The following is a 13,443-nucleotide window of genomic DNA, read 5'->3' as shown; positions in this document are numbered from 1 at the left end:
AGCTAGCATCTAGGGTGATGTCGCTTGTGCATAGAGGATACCGCTTTTTTCATAACCCGATCTTCTGCACAAACCCGGCGAAAAGTAGCTGAACCGATAACGCTACCAAGCAAGCTTTGAAGCAACGAAGAAATTTGTTTCCGATTGGAAACACGTTAACATGCTTGCTTATTCGCTCGATCTACCCCAGTCACTAGTCGCCAAGGCGAACGACAACCGCTAGTATGCTCGGGCCCAGAAAACTGTTTCATATAGGAAAACACCATGAGCAATCTTCCTACCAATCTTCGTTACGCAGAAAGCCACGAGTGGGTGCTGGATAATAAGGACGGCACCGTGACCGTGGGTATAACTGATCACGCCCAGCAGGCGCTCGGCGATGTCGTGTTTGTTGAACTGCCTGAAGTGGGAACAGCGCTGAACAAAGGGCAAGAGTTTGGCGTTATCGAATCGGTAAAAGCTGCTTCTGATCTCTACTCACCGGTTGTTGGCGAAGTCATTGAGGTCAATGACGCTCTTGAAGACGCCCCAGAAACAGTCAATGAAGCGCCTTACGAAGGCGGCTGGATTATGAAAGTGCGTTTAGACAGCGACTCACTTGATGGCCTGCTCGACGCAGATGCCTATCAAGCAACGCTAAGCGCCGACGACTAAAGGCGGTAGCTGAATCATATATTAGGGCCTGCCTTTATCCTTTATGGCAGGCTCTTCGCTTAACGCCCTGCACGGTTCTCTCTTAACGTCCGGAATCTTCTTCATGTCTCTTGAAACACGCCGTCTGGCCGAGCTGGCCGATCACGATGCTTTTATCAAACGTCATAATGGTCCAAGTCAAGATGACGTGGCCACCATGTTAAAAGCGCTCAACATGCAGCACATGGAAGATCTGATTGAACAGACCGTGCCGAGCGATATCCGTCTTGGCCGTGAGCTAGCGCTTGATGAACCGCGCAGCGAATCAGAGGCGCTAGAGTACCTAGCGCAGCTCGCGCGGCAGAACCGCGTGGCTAAGAGCTATATTGGCCAGGGCTATTACGGCACCCATATGCCCGCGGTGATTCAGCGCAACGTATTGGAAAACCCAGGCTGGTACACGGCCTACACCCCCTACCAGCCGGAGATTTCTCAAGGACGCCTGGAAGGCTTGCTTAACTTCCAGCAGGTGGTCATGGATTTAACCGGCATGGAGCTGGCTAATGCGTCGCTGCTCGACGAAGCCACCGCTGCCGCCGAAGCCATGGCGCTGTGTAAGCGTGGTAATAAGAAAAGCAAATCCAACGCTTTTTTCGTCGCCGACGATGTTTTCCCGCAAACGCTGGATGTCGTTAAAACCCGTGCCGAGTTCTTTGGCTTTGAGCTGATCACCGGCCCTGCAGAAGAATTGGCCAGCCACGATGTATTTGGAGCCCTGGTTCAGTACCCCTCTGCCAGTGGTGAAGTGCGCGATCTGGCACCGCTATTAAGCGCCGCGGCTGAGCGCAATATAATGACCTGCGTGGCCAGCGATCTTTTGAGTCTGGTGCTGCTTAAAGAACCCGGCCAGCTCGGCGCGGATATTGTGGTGGGCAACTCCCAACGCTTTGGCGTACCCATGGGCTTTGGTGGCCCTCACGCGGCGTTCTTTGCTACATCCGACAAGCTCAAGCGCTCGATTCCTGGGCGTATCATCGGCGTATCAAAAGATAGCCGTGGTAACACCGCCCTGCGCATGGCAATGCAGACCCGCGAGCAGCATATCCGCCGCGAGAAAGCGACGTCCAATATCTGTACCGCCCAGGCGCTTCTGGCCAACATCGCAGGCTTTTATGCCACCTATCACGGTGCAGAAGGGTTGCGCAAAATTGCCGGCCGCGTTCATCGCCTAGCCACCCTGCTTGCCGAAGGCCTTAAGCAGGCAGGCGTATCGCTCGCTCATGACAGCTGGTTTGATACGCTACGTCTGACAGGTGTTGATGCAGGTAAGATCCATGGCCGAGCCATGACCCATGATATTAATCTGCACTACTTCGGCAATGGCGATGTCGGTATTAGCCTGGATGAAACCACCACCGCCCACGATGTAGCCACATTGTTTGATGTGCTGCTGGGCGATGAGCACGGCCTTGCCGTTGCAGTATTGGACGAGCAAGTGGTAGCTAGCGGCGCTTCCGGCATTCCCACGGCATGCCAGCGCGAAAGCGACTTCTTGAGCCATCCCACCTTTAACCGCTACCGCAGCGAAACCGAAATGCTGCGCTACTTGAAGCGTCTTGAGAACAAGGATCTGTCGCTTGCCCATGCAATGATCCCGCTCGGCTCCTGCACCATGAAGCTCAACGCCACCAGCGAAATGATCCCCGTCTCCTGGCCCTCGTTTGCGCACCTTCACCCCTTTGCACCTCGCGACCAGGTGGCTGGCTATCATCAAATGATCGACGAGCTCTCGGCCTTCCTGGTCGAAGTCACCGGTTACGATCACCTCTCGATGCAGCCTAACTCCGGCGCTCAGGGTGAATATGCTGGCCTTGTGGCAATTCGTCGTTACCAAGCGGCCCAAGGCGAAGGTCATCGCGATGTCTGCTTGATTCCAAGCTCTGCCCACGGCACCAACCCTGCCTCGGCAGCCATGGTGCAAATGAAGGTGGTGGTGGTCGAGTGCGATCAAAACGGCAATATCGACATAGCGGATTTACGCGCTAAAGCTGAACAGCATAGCGATAAGCTCTCCGCCATTATGCTGACCTACCCATCCACACACGGGGTGTTTGAAACCAGCGTACGCGAAGCGTGCAAGATCGTTCACGACAACGGTGGTCAGGTGTATATCGATGGCGCCAATATGAACGCCCAGGTAGGGTTAACCCGTCCTGGCGATTTTGGCGGCGATGTGTCTCACCTTAACCTGCACAAAACGTTCTGTATTCCCCACGGTGGCGGCGGCCCGGGCATGGGCCCTATTGGCGTTAAAGCCCACCTGGTGCCCTACGTTTCAAACCACGTGGTAACGCCCATCAACGGCGTCAACACTGATAGCGGTGCAGTCTCCGCGGCCGCCTTCGGCAGTGCTTCCATTCTGCCCATTTCCTGGGCCTACATTAAGATGATGGGTGCCCGCGGGCTGCGGGAAGCTACCGAGCTTGCCATCCTAAACGCCAATTACATTGCCAAACGATTGGAAGCGGCATTCCCGATTCTATACCGCGGTCAGAATGGTACCGTTGCCCACGAATGCATAATCGATATTCGTCCGCTCAAAGCGGCCTCTGGGATTAGCGAGGAGGATATCGCCAAGCGTTTGATGGATTACGGTTTTCACGCACCAACCATGTCGTTCCCAGTGCCGGGCACGCTGATGATCGAGCCGACTGAGTCTGAGTCGCTGTATGAAATCGACCGTTTCTGCGATGCGATGATTGCCATTCGTGACGAGATCGCCCGAGTGGAGAGCGGCGAATGGCCGTTGGATAATAATCCGCTGGTCAATGCGCCACATACCCAGGCGGATCTAATGGATAGCGACTGGCAGCGGCCTTATGACCGCCAGTTGGCCGCCTTCCCGACCGCGGCTGTTCAAGCCGCTAAATACTGGCCCGCCGTTAACCGCGTCGATAACGTTTTCGGTGACCGTCAGTTAATCTGCTCCTGCCCTAGCATCGACGAATATCGCAACTAGCGGCAAAGCTGACAAGATGTGAAGCGATAGCGCTCTAAGTAACAAGAACGCCCTTGGTGCCTAATCAATTAGATGGCATCAAGGGCGTTTTTTCTTGCAGGCGCTGAGCGTGAAAACCGTCTAGCAGCTTCGCGTAGCGCTTAGGCAGCACCGAGTCGCGGCGGCGCAGCAAATAGAGCACTTCATTGACCGCATTGGGCAGGTTCAACGCTTTTACCTGGCGCTGCCAAGGCGAAGTTTCCAATACCAATCGCGATACCACGCTAAAGCCCAACCCCCTGGCCACTGCATCCAGCACCATGCTGACTTCATTGGTAAAACCTTGATGGCGGAAATGGGTCATTGAGCGAAACTCGTCGGGGTAGTTGGCTCGCAGCAGTGCATTGGCGTGGTTAATGCCGTCGTAATAATTGAGAAAGCCGATGCCCATTAAATCTGATAGCGTGCTGCCCGCAAAATCTGCAGGCACCACCAAGCAGAGCGGCTCTTCATGCCAAATGCTGCAGCTAAGCTCAGGGTGTCGCATTGCCTCGGTGACTATCCCGATGTCATAACGCCCTTCAAGCAGGTCATTGACGATTTCGTGGTTGAACGCAAAGCTATAGTTGACCGTTAAATTGGGGTGCATTTGCTGCTGCCCCAATATATACGGATAGAACATCAGGCCAACGCTACCCGGCGAGGCAATGCGGCAGTCACCGCTATCCAAAGAGTCATCGTCTAGCCCGTGACGGAACTGTTCATGCTCAGCAAATAACTTTAAAGCGTAATCGTAAGCACGCCGCCCCGATTCGGTTAATGTAAAGCTACGCCCCTTGCGCTCTAGCAGCTCTTTATTTAAATAGTCTTCTAACTTGCGTACATGCTGGCTTACGCCCGGCTGGGTCATTTCTAAACGTTGCGCCGTACGGGTAAAACTGCCTGTTTCAACAAGCGTAATAAAGGTACGAAAATAGTGGGCATTGAACATAGTGAAGCGCCATGGTCTTTGATAACGGTCTTTAGCAGCTCTCTTTGAGAACCCGCTTTAGGCAACAGTTTAGTAACTAACAAAAAACGCTATTGCCGCCGCCCTATAAAATAGACCTCATAATAGCACACCCGGCGAGCCAGCCGCTGCGCTGTACCCACCGCTTGGGCGTGGTAATATGCCAAGAGACATCAAACGATTAGGGACAGCCCCGCTAATGACCGAAAACGTTCAACCTCGCGCCACTCTTTCCAGCATCATTTCCCCCGAGGGGAGCCTCGAAGTACTCTCTCAGCATGAAGTTAATCGACTGCATAAAACTTCTCAAAGCGGTCTACACGACCTTCTTCGGCGCTGTGCGTTGGCAGTACTCAATTGCGGTAATCCCAGCGACGATAGCCTGGCGATTTTAGAAGCCTATAAAGATTTCGATATTGAAGTGCTGCAGCAAGACCGCGGCATTCGCTTAAAGCTCACTAACGCCCCCGCCGAAGCCTTTGTAGATGGCCGCATGATTCGTGGTATCCGCGAGCATCTATCCTCGATCATTCGCGACATCGTTTACGTCTACAATGAGATTCAGCACCACAATCGTTTTGACCTTAGCACGGGTGAAGGCACCACCAATGCGGTCTTCCATATTCTGCGCAAAGCGGGCACGCTCAAACCCGGCCGCGACCCTAGCCTGGTGGTGTGCTGGGGCGGTCACTCTATCTCTCGGGAAGAGTACGAATATACCAAAGATGTGGGCTATCACTTAGGTCTGCGCGATTTAGATATTTGTACCGGCTGTGGCCCTGGCGCAATGAAAGGCCCCATGAAAGGCGCGAACGTTGCCCATGCCAAGCAGCGGCGTAAAGAAGGCCGCTATTTGGGTGTTTCAGAGCCCGGCATTATCGCTGCCGAAGCGCCTAACCCCATCGTCAATGAACTGGTTGTCATGCCAGACATTGAAAAACGCTTGGAAGCCTTTGTGCGCCTGGGCCATGGCATTATTGTGTTTCCTGGCGGGGTGGGCACCGCAGAAGAGATTCTCTATCTGCTGGGCATTCTGCTGCACCCCAGCAACCAGGATATTCCTTTTCCGTTAATTTTCACCGGCCCTGCCGATTCTGCGGCCTACTTTCAGAAAATTGATGAATTTCTGGTCTATACCCTCGGTGAGGATATCCGCCGTTACTACACCATCATTACCGGCGATCCGGTCTCGGTTGCACGCACCATGCGCCACGGCATCGATGAGATCGCTGAATTCCGGCGCACCCATCAGGATGCTTTCTACTACAACTGGCGATTGACCATTGCGCGCGACTTCCAGGCAACCTTTGAACCGACACACGACGCCATGCGTGGCTTAGCGCTGCACCGCCAGCAGCCTACCCATGAGCTCGCTGCTAATCTGCGCCGCGCTTTCTCGGGGATCGTCGCAGGCAACGTCAAAGAGGCTGGCATTCGAGCCATTGAAGCTCATGGCCCCTTTGTACTGACCGCAGAGCCCGAACTAATGCAACGCCTTGACGAGCTACTCACCTCGTTTGTAGCCCAAGGGCGCATGAAACTCGATGGCCAGCACTATGTACCCTGCTATGTGCTGAAATAACAGCGTTTAGGCTCTGCCTGAAAATTGGCTGCGCTCGACCATACGGCGTTAAAAATCGGCTCAAAGTACTCATTTACACAACGTAAACTCCGTCTTTTCGCCGATTTTTGCCTTGTCTGGCCTTCGCTCGCCGACTTTTCAGACAAAACCTAATCCTGAAGGAAATCAATACGCACAGCTGCCGGTTGCGTGGCGGCTGTGCGCTAAAAAGGACCGGTAACCTTATGCTGTTAATTGCGTTTATAGCGCTACTCGTTGCAGGTATCGTCAAAGGCGCCATCGGTTCAGGTGTCCCGGTTATTGTCGTACCCATTCTCACCATGCTGTACGACGTTCAACTCGCTATCGCTCTATTAGTCGCGCCTAACCTATTTAGTAATGCTTTACAGGTATGGCAATATCGACGCCACCTACTACCCTTGCGCTTCTTGGCAGCTTTCTCCATTGCCGGCGGGCTAGGCATCGTTCTGGGCACTTGGGGATTAGTCGTTTTATCTCCCGAAATACTGTCACTGGGTGTCGCGGGTGTGATCGTGCTTTACCTGATCATCAAAGTGATGAAACGTCGTATCGCCCTGCCTTTTAATATCGCTGCGCGACTAGTGATCCCTATTGGCCTACTCGCTGGCGTGCTTCAAGGCGCTGCAGGCATGTCGGCGCCAGCCTCGGTTACGTTTCTCAATGCGATGCAGTTGAAACGAAGCGTATTTATTGGCTCCATCTCAGTCTTCTTCGTCGCTATTACCAGTGTTCAAATACCGGCGCTTTTAAACGCGGGCATTTTAACTCTGGAACGCTTTTTGTTTAGTATTTTTGCCCTTGTGGTGATACTCGCCGCCATGCCCCTAGGCGCCCGCCTGGGCAATCGGCTGCCCCACCGCTGGTTTGATAATTTGGTTATGCTGCTGCTGGCAAGTATCGCCGGTAAAATTTTTATCGATACGCTGATGGCTGGCTAGCCCACGGAAAACCTTTTCTACGCTTTTTTTCTCACTTCAGCTAAGCAGTGTTGAGAACCAAGTCAGGTAAAAGCGGCCAGAATAGCTACACTGAGTGAGCATTACCTCACTATTGACCTTGAAAGGAACTCAACATGTCGATGATTAATCAGCTAAAAGATGTCAAAACCAAAGATTTCGCCAAGCACTGCTATGAAAGCAGCAGCGTCGATAAACTACGAGAGGCGTCGGCAGGCAGCGCCGATCAGTCAGAAATGGAGCATTGGGGGTTAACCGAAGGGCAGTGGGAAGAGGCAATTGTTGCCGCCCTCGCCGACCATGAAGCCAAAGAGTAAGTAACCCCGTTTGGCGAAAAGATAATTGGTAGAAATGTTTGCGCCCTATCGGATAACCGCTAGGGCGCTGTGGTTTTTGCACCGTTTACCCCTCAAAGAGCTTAGTCCACACGAGACTCACTCCAAACGGGAGAAAGCAATGCCACCATACTCCTTCTGCAGTTGCTCAAGCCTGGCCAGTTCGTGTTCCGTTAGCTCAGGGGAGTCCCATAATGGCTGCTCATCAAGCCCTTTCAACCCTTGCAAGGTGACCGTCAGCTCTGCATCGCTGGGTATTTGAGCATTCCCCCATGGGCCAAAGCGGTTAGGCGCAAGGCTCCACTCAAGTGTTTCACCAGGCTCAATGCCACCAGGAACAACGTAGTAAAACGTTTCGTCTACCCAAGCTGCTGAGTGATCAGAGCTCGTCACCACGCCCCTCAACAGAAGCTCAGAAATGGCCTGATCCGTGTCATTGGTCACTGTAAGATCAATCACAGGTTCCGGAGCGCCATAAGGGCTTGAGCCAATGTAATAGCGAGCACTGTCAATGGTAAACCGCGCTAACTGCTGCTGATCACTGGTGGCTTTTGCACGCTTCTCTTCCAGCCGCTTTAAGGTGCGAATAGCCTGTTCGCGTTCGCGTGCCCGACGCTCGCGCAGAATTTGATCGGCACGCTGAATCACCTGATCCCCCGTTAACCCATGCATTTGCACATTGGCAGTTTCGGCAATCTCAGCGGCATTCATGCGGTGGGGGTTGAGAATATCGATACCACTAAACGACGTCGACGTGGCGATAATAATCAAGCCTTGATCAAACTCATCGCGTTTGTAGGTGGGCAAGGAGTTACGCACTTTCTCAACCGAGACAACCGACGCAGGCATGGAGCTAGTATCAATTTTGGGATCTGAGCAACCAGCTATCATGAGTACTGATAGTGATATTGCAGACAGCCTTAGCAGGCTCCACATACAATCACCTCAACGCAACCAAAAATAAAAAATTGTCGAGGAGCTTAACGGAAAGCGCTATTCACCACTAGCCCTGTTAGCTTTGAACGCTGACCGAATCGTATTACCCGCCTGTTGCATTCATAAACCTCACTATTTGAACTTCACCATCCGTCGTGAAGTGATGACGCTCAGGTTTTTTCTTCATTGCCGCCACAATGCTCGATTTAAGCCGCTGGGTATCACCCGGATAACGTCGCATTACGGCGCGTAAATCTACCGAGTGCTCATTGCCCAAGCAAAGGAGTAGTCGCCCTTCAGCCGTCACCCGAACACGATTACAGGCAGCGCAGAAATTGTGGCTATGGGGAGAAATAAAGCCAATCCGCGACTGGCTGTCTACCATGCGGTAATAACGGGATGGCCCTAGGGTGGTCTCGGTGGTGGGTAAGAGTTGATAGTGGTTTTCTATGGTCTCGCGTACCGCATCGGTGGAAAGAAAGGTTTCACCACGGTTATGCTCGCTGATAGCGCCCAGCGGCATCTCCTCAATAAAGCTTATATCGACTTGTTCATCCCGGGCAAAGTTTACCAAGTCGATAATTTCGTCGTCATTGCGCCCCTTGAGCAGTACGGCGTTGAGCTTAATCGACTGAAAGCCAGCGCGGCGCGCTGCACGGATACCCGCGATCACCTGATCAAGATCCCCCGTCCGGGTTAATGCTTTAAAGCGTTCGGGCTTGAGCGAGTCGAGGCTAATATTGAGCCGATGTAGCCCGCCTTGCCGCAAAGCATTGGCATGCTTGACCAACCCTGAGCCGTTGGTGGTCATCGCCAGCTCGCGCAGGCCTTCCAATGCACCGAGTTTTTGCACTAGCGTGAGTACGCCCTGGCGTACCAGCGGCTCACCGCCAGTTAGACGGATTTTCTCCACGCCCAGCTCGACAAATGCCTGTGAAAGCGCGGCTATCTCCTCAAGGGTAAGCAGTTGGGCTCGTGGCAGAAAGGTCATTTCCTCAGCCATGCAGTACACACAGCGAAAATCACAACGATCAGTTACCGATATACGCAGGTAACGCACCGTACGGCCATACCCATCGACTAGCGCACTCATTCCATGGGTTCCTCTTGGGTATTGGCATTAACGGGCAGCCGTGCAATGAGTTCTTTTACTTCTGCGGTGACGTCGATGATTGTTTGCTCATCATAAAACTGGCCCCGCCGCTTGCGCAGGCCGTTTTCATATAGCTTTACGTGCTCTGTGGGTATCACATCCGCTTTGGCGAGACAGTGGCTGGCGCAGTGCATCTGGCACCCGTCAATGGCTACAATAGGGCGCCCGGAGCGGGCAATGCGCACCAGACCGGGCACACCACCGCCCACACCAGCAATGCAGGACATTTCTGCCTCTCCTGCATGGTCAAGACGCAGGGCAACGCTATTGGCAAGTTGCGCCACATCAGAGCAGCCGGAGCAGGCATAAATCAGTGTGCGGGGTTTGTGTTGTGAAGACATACCCTCTCCTATGAAAAAAAACGAGGTCAGTGGCCACGATAGGAAAAGCTGTTCAAGCGGCGAACTGATTGATGGGGTAATAGTGATAGGTGGCCCCTTCAGTTACCTCCGTGGCGGGGTTAATCATTAAATAACCATGGGCCTGGCTAGCCGCGCTGAGCATATGTGAGCCCTGCCCGCCCGCTAGCTGCGCCACGGGAGCCCCCTGTGACCAATCCATCACCACCCGTAGTAGCTCGCAGCGCCCCTGGGGGCCACGCTGAGAAAAGCCCGCTTTTACCGGATAACGCTGTAGAGCCGCTACGGCTCTACCTTGCATGGCATGGATAAACGGCAGCGCCAGCAGCTGCCAGCCCACCAGGGAGGCCACAGGATTACCCGGCAGCGCCATTAACGGTGTGGAAGAGGCAGGCTCCGCGCCCAGATAACCGAACGCAAAGGGCTTCCCTGGCTTCATGGCGACACCATGAAAATGTAAGCCACCGCGCTGCTCGATCACTGGGCGTACATGATCCTCCTCGCCTACCGAAACGCCTCCGGTGCACATCACCACATCCGCAACGGTTTGTGCGTGCTCAAAGGCCTGATGCAATGACTGCGGTGAATCAGCGATGATGCCCAAATCCAGCACGTCGCACTGAGCTTGCGCTAGCAGTACGTTAAGCATGGCGCGGTTGCTGTCGTATACCTGTCCCGGTGATCGCACTGTACCTGGGGCAATCAGCTCATCGCCGGTGGAAAGCAGCGCCACCCTCAGACGCCGTTTGACAGTCACGGCATTGATTCCATGGCTTGCCAGCAGCGCAATCGACGCGGCATCAAGAAGCTTACCCGCAGCGAGCAGCGGGGTGCCTATGCGAGTCTCCTCGCCTTGGCGACGAATGTTAGCGCCTAGCACCAAGCTACCCTCGAGGTGTATATGCCCGCGCGGATCAAGAGTCACCCGCTCTTGAGGCACCACAATATCTGCCCCCATGGGCACCGGCGCGCCGGTAAAAATACGCGCGCAGCCTCCTTCCGGTAGCAGCATGACGCCTGCGCCAGCTGGTACGCGTTGGAGAATGGGTAAGCCTGCGCCGCGAGGTGCCGCTTGGTAATCAGCCAGACACAGCGCGTAACCATCCATAGCGCTATTGTCCACGCCCGGCATATCGAGAGGAGCGACCAGCGTTTCTGCCAGCACTCGCCCTGTCGATTGTTCTAGGGTGATGGTTTCTACTGCATTAATGGGCGTGGCTGCGTCGATAAGCCGTTGGCGCGCATCAAACAGATCTAACAAGCCGGGCGTGACTATTTCTGCGCAGTGACAGTTCATAAGCGCTCCACCTCATTGGAAGAAGTCGCTGTGTGACGTCCACTGCACGGGTCGCTGAAGGCAGCACCATGGCGACGAAGTTGCAGGGCCGAGTGCGGGAGTCCAGCTGCAAAGCAATAATCCTGTCCCACGCCAAGGCACACGCTTTGGGCGAACCGGGCATCGCAAATATCATCGTTCGGTTGGCCACCCCCTACGGCGCGAGACTGGATCGTCGCTGTGCCGATTGTTTTCAGGGAGTAGTGGCGGAACAGCTCGCCATACCCCTCAATCGCTTTGTCGAACAGCGGTATCAACGCCTCGGGAGTGGTATCCCGGGCGGTAAAGCCAGTGCCGCCATTAACCAGAATCGCGTGGACATCCGTTCGAGCAATCCACTCCGAGACCACGGCACGAACCTGGTAGATATCATCAGAAACGATGCGCCTCTCGACCAGGATATGGCCGCTTTCGCTCAGATGTTCAACCAGCAGGTCACCGCTACCATCCTCGTCGAAACCACGGGTATCGGAAACCGTTAGCACCGCGATGCCGAGCGGAGTGAAAAGAGCATCTACAGGAACATGGGACATCAAGCCTCTCCTATTAGCTTTGCTATTGCTTCAAGCTATTGCATCAAGCTGCCGCCAGCATCGTCATCCAGAACAATCCCTTCGACGCCTATTTCGCTCTCTAACGCCAGCAAATAGTGACGCAGCGCACGTCGAGTTGCCTGTTCCCGTAGGCTATGGCGCACCCGGTCAATCACTTGATCGAAAGGTAACGCCCTACCGTCTCGCCGCTCGTCAATACTCACCACATGCCAACCATAGCGAGACGCCAAGGGGCGCTCGTGTAGACCTTCGGGTAAGTGCTGCAAAGCGCGATCCAACTCCGGAACAGTCTGCCCTGACACCAGCCAGCCCAAATCACCATCCAGCTCTTTTGAAGGGCACGCGGAGTGGTGTTGAGCAAATTCGGCAAACCGTTCGGGTATCTGCTTAAGCTGTTCGAGTAGCTTTTCACCAAGCTGGTAAGCGTCGTCGCGACCCTGGGAGTCATCGGGTGCGGCCGCGAGCAGGATATGCCGAACGCGTAACTGCACTGGTTCGCTGAAGCGCTCGCGGTGGGTGTCAAAAAAGCGCTGGCAATCTGTTTCCCCCGGTTCCGGCACCTCAAGCTCCTGTTCGAGCAAGGCAGCAATCGCCGCATCTTCCTGTGCTTCGTTAGTTTCCTGCCTCGACAGTAGGCCCAGGACGTTGGCTCGCTGGCGCAGCAGTTCCCTGACCACCAGGGCGCGGGCCGCCTGAAGCTGGGCCTCCCCCGACGTTTCGGCGGGGTGGTACTGCATCTCCAACGCAATCGTTGCTTCATCGATAGGGGTGTCACCGACACGTACAGGAGGCGCAGCGACGCCCCCAGGTAGCTGTTCGATATCAATCATCTGCATGTTATTTCTCCTCTAGGCCTGGCCGAGCACAAGCCAGTTTTTAGCCACGACGGCGGACAAGCTGATAGCGCCGGGTTACATAGCCGAACGGCGCGCTCCACACATGCACCAGCCGCGAAAACGGGAACAGCAGGATGATGGTTAAGCCGATAAAGATATGCAGTTTGTAGATCCACGACACTTCCTGCATGTAGTCCGCCGCACCGCCGCTGAAGAAGACAATCGACTGCGCCCAGCTGGAGAGTGTCAGCATCATCTCGCCGTCCATATGGCCCAACGAGAAGATGATGGTCACCATACCCAGGCACGCCTGTAAGACGATCAAGCCCAGGATCAAGGTATCCATCATGCTCGACGACGCCTTTACGCGTGGGTTGGCCAGGCGACGATAGAGCAACATGGCGCCGCCCACCACGCACATGGCACCGGCAATACCGCCCACCACGATAGCCACTAGCTGTTTAGTACCGGCGTGCAGGAACGGCGCATAAACCCAGTGCGGTGTGAGCATGCCCACCAGATGGCCGAAGAAAATCACGATAATACCGATATGAAACAGGTTGCTGCCCAGGCGCATATTCTTTGAAGAGAGCATCTGGCTAGAACCGGTCTTCCAGGTGTACTGACCATGATCAAAACGGAGCAGGCTGCCCAGCAGAAACACCGTGCCCGCGAGATAGGGGTAGTAACCGTAGATCAGATGGGTTAAGTAATGCGCAATCGCGTCATACATGG

General features: G+C 54.5%; 12 protein-coding genes and 1 pseudogene. 5 read left to right on the top strand and 8 right to left on the bottom strand.

Annotation, left to right across the window (positions count from 1 at the left end):
* Positions 1-264 precede the first annotated feature (264 nt).
* The gene (gene gcvH / locus FDY98_RS11600; protein WP_022523520.1) at positions 265-654 is read left to right on the top strand and encodes a glycine cleavage system protein GcvH; all 390 of its coding nucleotides are present in this window, start codon (positions 265-267) and stop codon (positions 652-654) included.
* Positions 655-757: 103 nt separating this feature from the next.
* The gene (gene gcvP, locus FDY98_RS11595) at positions 758-3,652 is read left to right on the top strand and encodes an aminomethyl-transferring glycine dehydrogenase (protein WP_027959395.1); all 2,895 of its coding nucleotides are present in this window, start codon (positions 758-760) and stop codon (positions 3,650-3,652) included.
* Between the two features lie 64 nt (positions 3,653-3,716).
* Here the strand turns inward: gcvP and FDY98_RS11590 are convergent, their stop codons facing one another.
* Positions 3,717-4,622: a LysR family transcriptional regulator gene (locus tag FDY98_RS11590; RefSeq protein ID WP_009286662.1), complete on the bottom strand. Its 906-nt coding sequence runs from the start codon at positions 4,620-4,622 to the stop codon at positions 3,717-3,719.
* Positions 4,623-4,839: 217 nt separating this feature from the next.
* On the opposite strand from FDY98_RS11590, the gene ppnN reads away from it, so the two are divergent.
* From ppnN to FDY98_RS11575, 3 genes are all read left to right on the top strand, one after another.
* Entirely contained in the window at positions 4,840-6,222 is a 1,383-nt protein-coding gene (gene ppnN, locus FDY98_RS11585) for a nucleotide 5'-monophosphate nucleosidase PpnN (protein ID WP_022523522.1), read from the top strand.
* Positions 6,223-6,446: 224 nt separating this feature from the next.
* Positions 6,447-7,181 carry a sulfite exporter TauE/SafE family protein gene (locus tag FDY98_RS11580; RefSeq protein ID WP_022523523.1) on the top strand — a complete coding sequence of 245 codons (735 nt, stop codon included), beginning with the start codon at positions 6,447-6,449 and terminating at the stop codon, positions 7,179-7,181.
* Between the two features lie 134 nt (positions 7,182-7,315).
* Positions 7,316-7,516: a hypothetical protein gene (locus tag FDY98_RS11575; RefSeq protein WP_022523524.1), complete on the top strand. Its 201-nt coding sequence runs from the start codon at positions 7,316-7,318 to the stop codon at positions 7,514-7,516.
* 117 nt (positions 7,517-7,633) lie between these two features.
* Here FDY98_RS11575 and FDY98_RS11570 read toward each other — a convergent pair whose 3' ends face one another.
* The 7 genes and pseudogenes from FDY98_RS11570 to narI all read right to left on the bottom strand — a co-directional run bounded on the left by FDY98_RS11570 (position 7,634) and on the right by narI (position 13,441).
* The gene (locus FDY98_RS11570) at positions 7,634-8,383 is read right to left on the bottom strand and encodes a DUF6694 family lipoprotein (RefSeq protein WP_027959393.1); all 750 of its coding nucleotides are present in this window, start codon (positions 8,381-8,383) and stop codon (positions 7,634-7,636) included.
* A gap of 190 nt (positions 8,384-8,573) precedes the next feature.
* Positions 8,574-9,563, bottom strand: coding sequence for a GTP 3',8-cyclase MoaA (gene moaA, locus FDY98_RS11565; RefSeq protein WP_009286658.1), 990 nt, complete (start codon positions 9,561-9,563; stop codon positions 8,574-8,576).
* A complete protein-coding gene (locus FDY98_RS11560) occupies positions 9,560-9,964 on the bottom strand; it encodes a putative zinc-binding protein (protein WP_009286657.1) in 405 nt (134 codons plus the stop codon). The genes moaA and FDY98_RS11560 overlap by 4 nt, the downstream gene beginning before the upstream one ends.
* Before the next feature lie 52 nt (positions 9,965-10,016).
* Positions 10,017-11,279 (bottom strand): molybdopterin molybdotransferase MoeA, encoded by a 1,263-nt coding sequence (locus tag FDY98_RS11555; protein WP_022523527.1) that lies wholly within the window; start codon positions 11,277-11,279, stop codon positions 10,017-10,019.
* Positions 11,276-11,851, bottom strand: a pseudogene (gene moaB, locus FDY98_RS11550) (molybdenum cofactor biosynthesis protein B). The gene FDY98_RS11555 and the pseudogene moaB overlap by 4 nt, the downstream one beginning before the upstream one ends.
* 35 nt (positions 11,852-11,886) lie before the next feature.
* Positions 11,887-12,708, bottom strand: coding sequence for a peptidylprolyl isomerase (locus tag FDY98_RS11545; protein WP_027959391.1), 822 nt, complete (start codon positions 12,706-12,708; stop codon positions 11,887-11,889).
* Between the two features lie 40 nt (positions 12,709-12,748).
* A complete protein-coding gene (gene narI / locus FDY98_RS11540) occupies positions 12,749-13,441 on the bottom strand; it encodes a respiratory nitrate reductase subunit gamma (protein ID WP_027959390.1) in 693 nt (230 codons plus the stop codon).
* Between the last annotated feature and the right edge of the window lie 2 nt (positions 13,442-13,443).

This window comes from Halomonas sp. PA16-9, assembly GCF_009728585.1.
In the GTDB taxonomy this organism is placed as follows: domain Bacteria; phylum Pseudomonadota; class Gammaproteobacteria; order Pseudomonadales; family Halomonadaceae; genus Vreelandella; species Vreelandella titanicae.
This window is presented reverse-complemented; position numbering and strand designations above follow the sequence as displayed.

Excerpts from the sequence above, each read along its gene's own strand:
- gcvH (WP_022523520.1), top strand. The coding sequence starts at position 265 with ATGAGCAATCTTCCTACCAATCTTCGTTACGCAGAAAGCCACGAGTGG.
- gcvP (WP_027959395.1), top strand. The coding sequence starts at position 758 with ATGTCTCTTGAAACACGCCGTCTGGCCGAGCTGGCCGATCACGATGCT.
- FDY98_RS11590 (WP_009286662.1), bottom strand. The coding sequence starts at position 4,622 with ATGTTCAATGCCCACTATTTTCGTACCTTTATTACGCTTGTTGAAACA.
- ppnN (WP_022523522.1), top strand. The coding sequence starts at position 4,840 with ATGACCGAAAACGTTCAACCTCGCGCCACTCTTTCCAGCATCATTTCC.
- FDY98_RS11580 (WP_022523523.1), top strand. The coding sequence starts at position 6,447 with ATGCTGTTAATTGCGTTTATAGCGCTACTCGTTGCAGGTATCGTCAAA.
- FDY98_RS11575 (WP_022523524.1), top strand. The coding sequence starts at position 7,316 with ATGTCGATGATTAATCAGCTAAAAGATGTCAAAACCAAAGATTTCGCC.
- FDY98_RS11570 (WP_027959393.1), bottom strand. The coding sequence starts at position 8,383 with ATGCCTGCGTCGGTTGTCTCGGTTGAGAAAGTGCGTAACTCCTTGCCC.
- moaA (WP_009286658.1), bottom strand. The coding sequence starts at position 9,563 with ATGAGTGCGCTAGTCGATGGGTATGGCCGTACGGTGCGTTACCTGCGT.
- FDY98_RS11560 (WP_009286657.1), bottom strand. The coding sequence starts at position 9,964 with ATGTCTTCACAACACAAACCCCGCACACTGATTTATGCCTGCTCCGGC.
- FDY98_RS11555 (WP_022523527.1), bottom strand. The coding sequence starts at position 11,279 with ATGAACTGTCACTGCGCAGAAATAGTCACGCCCGGCTTGTTAGATCTG.
- FDY98_RS11545 (WP_027959391.1), bottom strand. The coding sequence starts at position 12,708 with ATGCAGATGATTGATATCGAACAGCTACCTGGGGGCGTCGCTGCGCCT.
- narI (WP_027959390.1), bottom strand. The coding sequence starts at position 13,441 with ATGTATGACGCGATTGCGCATTACTTAACCCATCTGATCTACGGTTAC.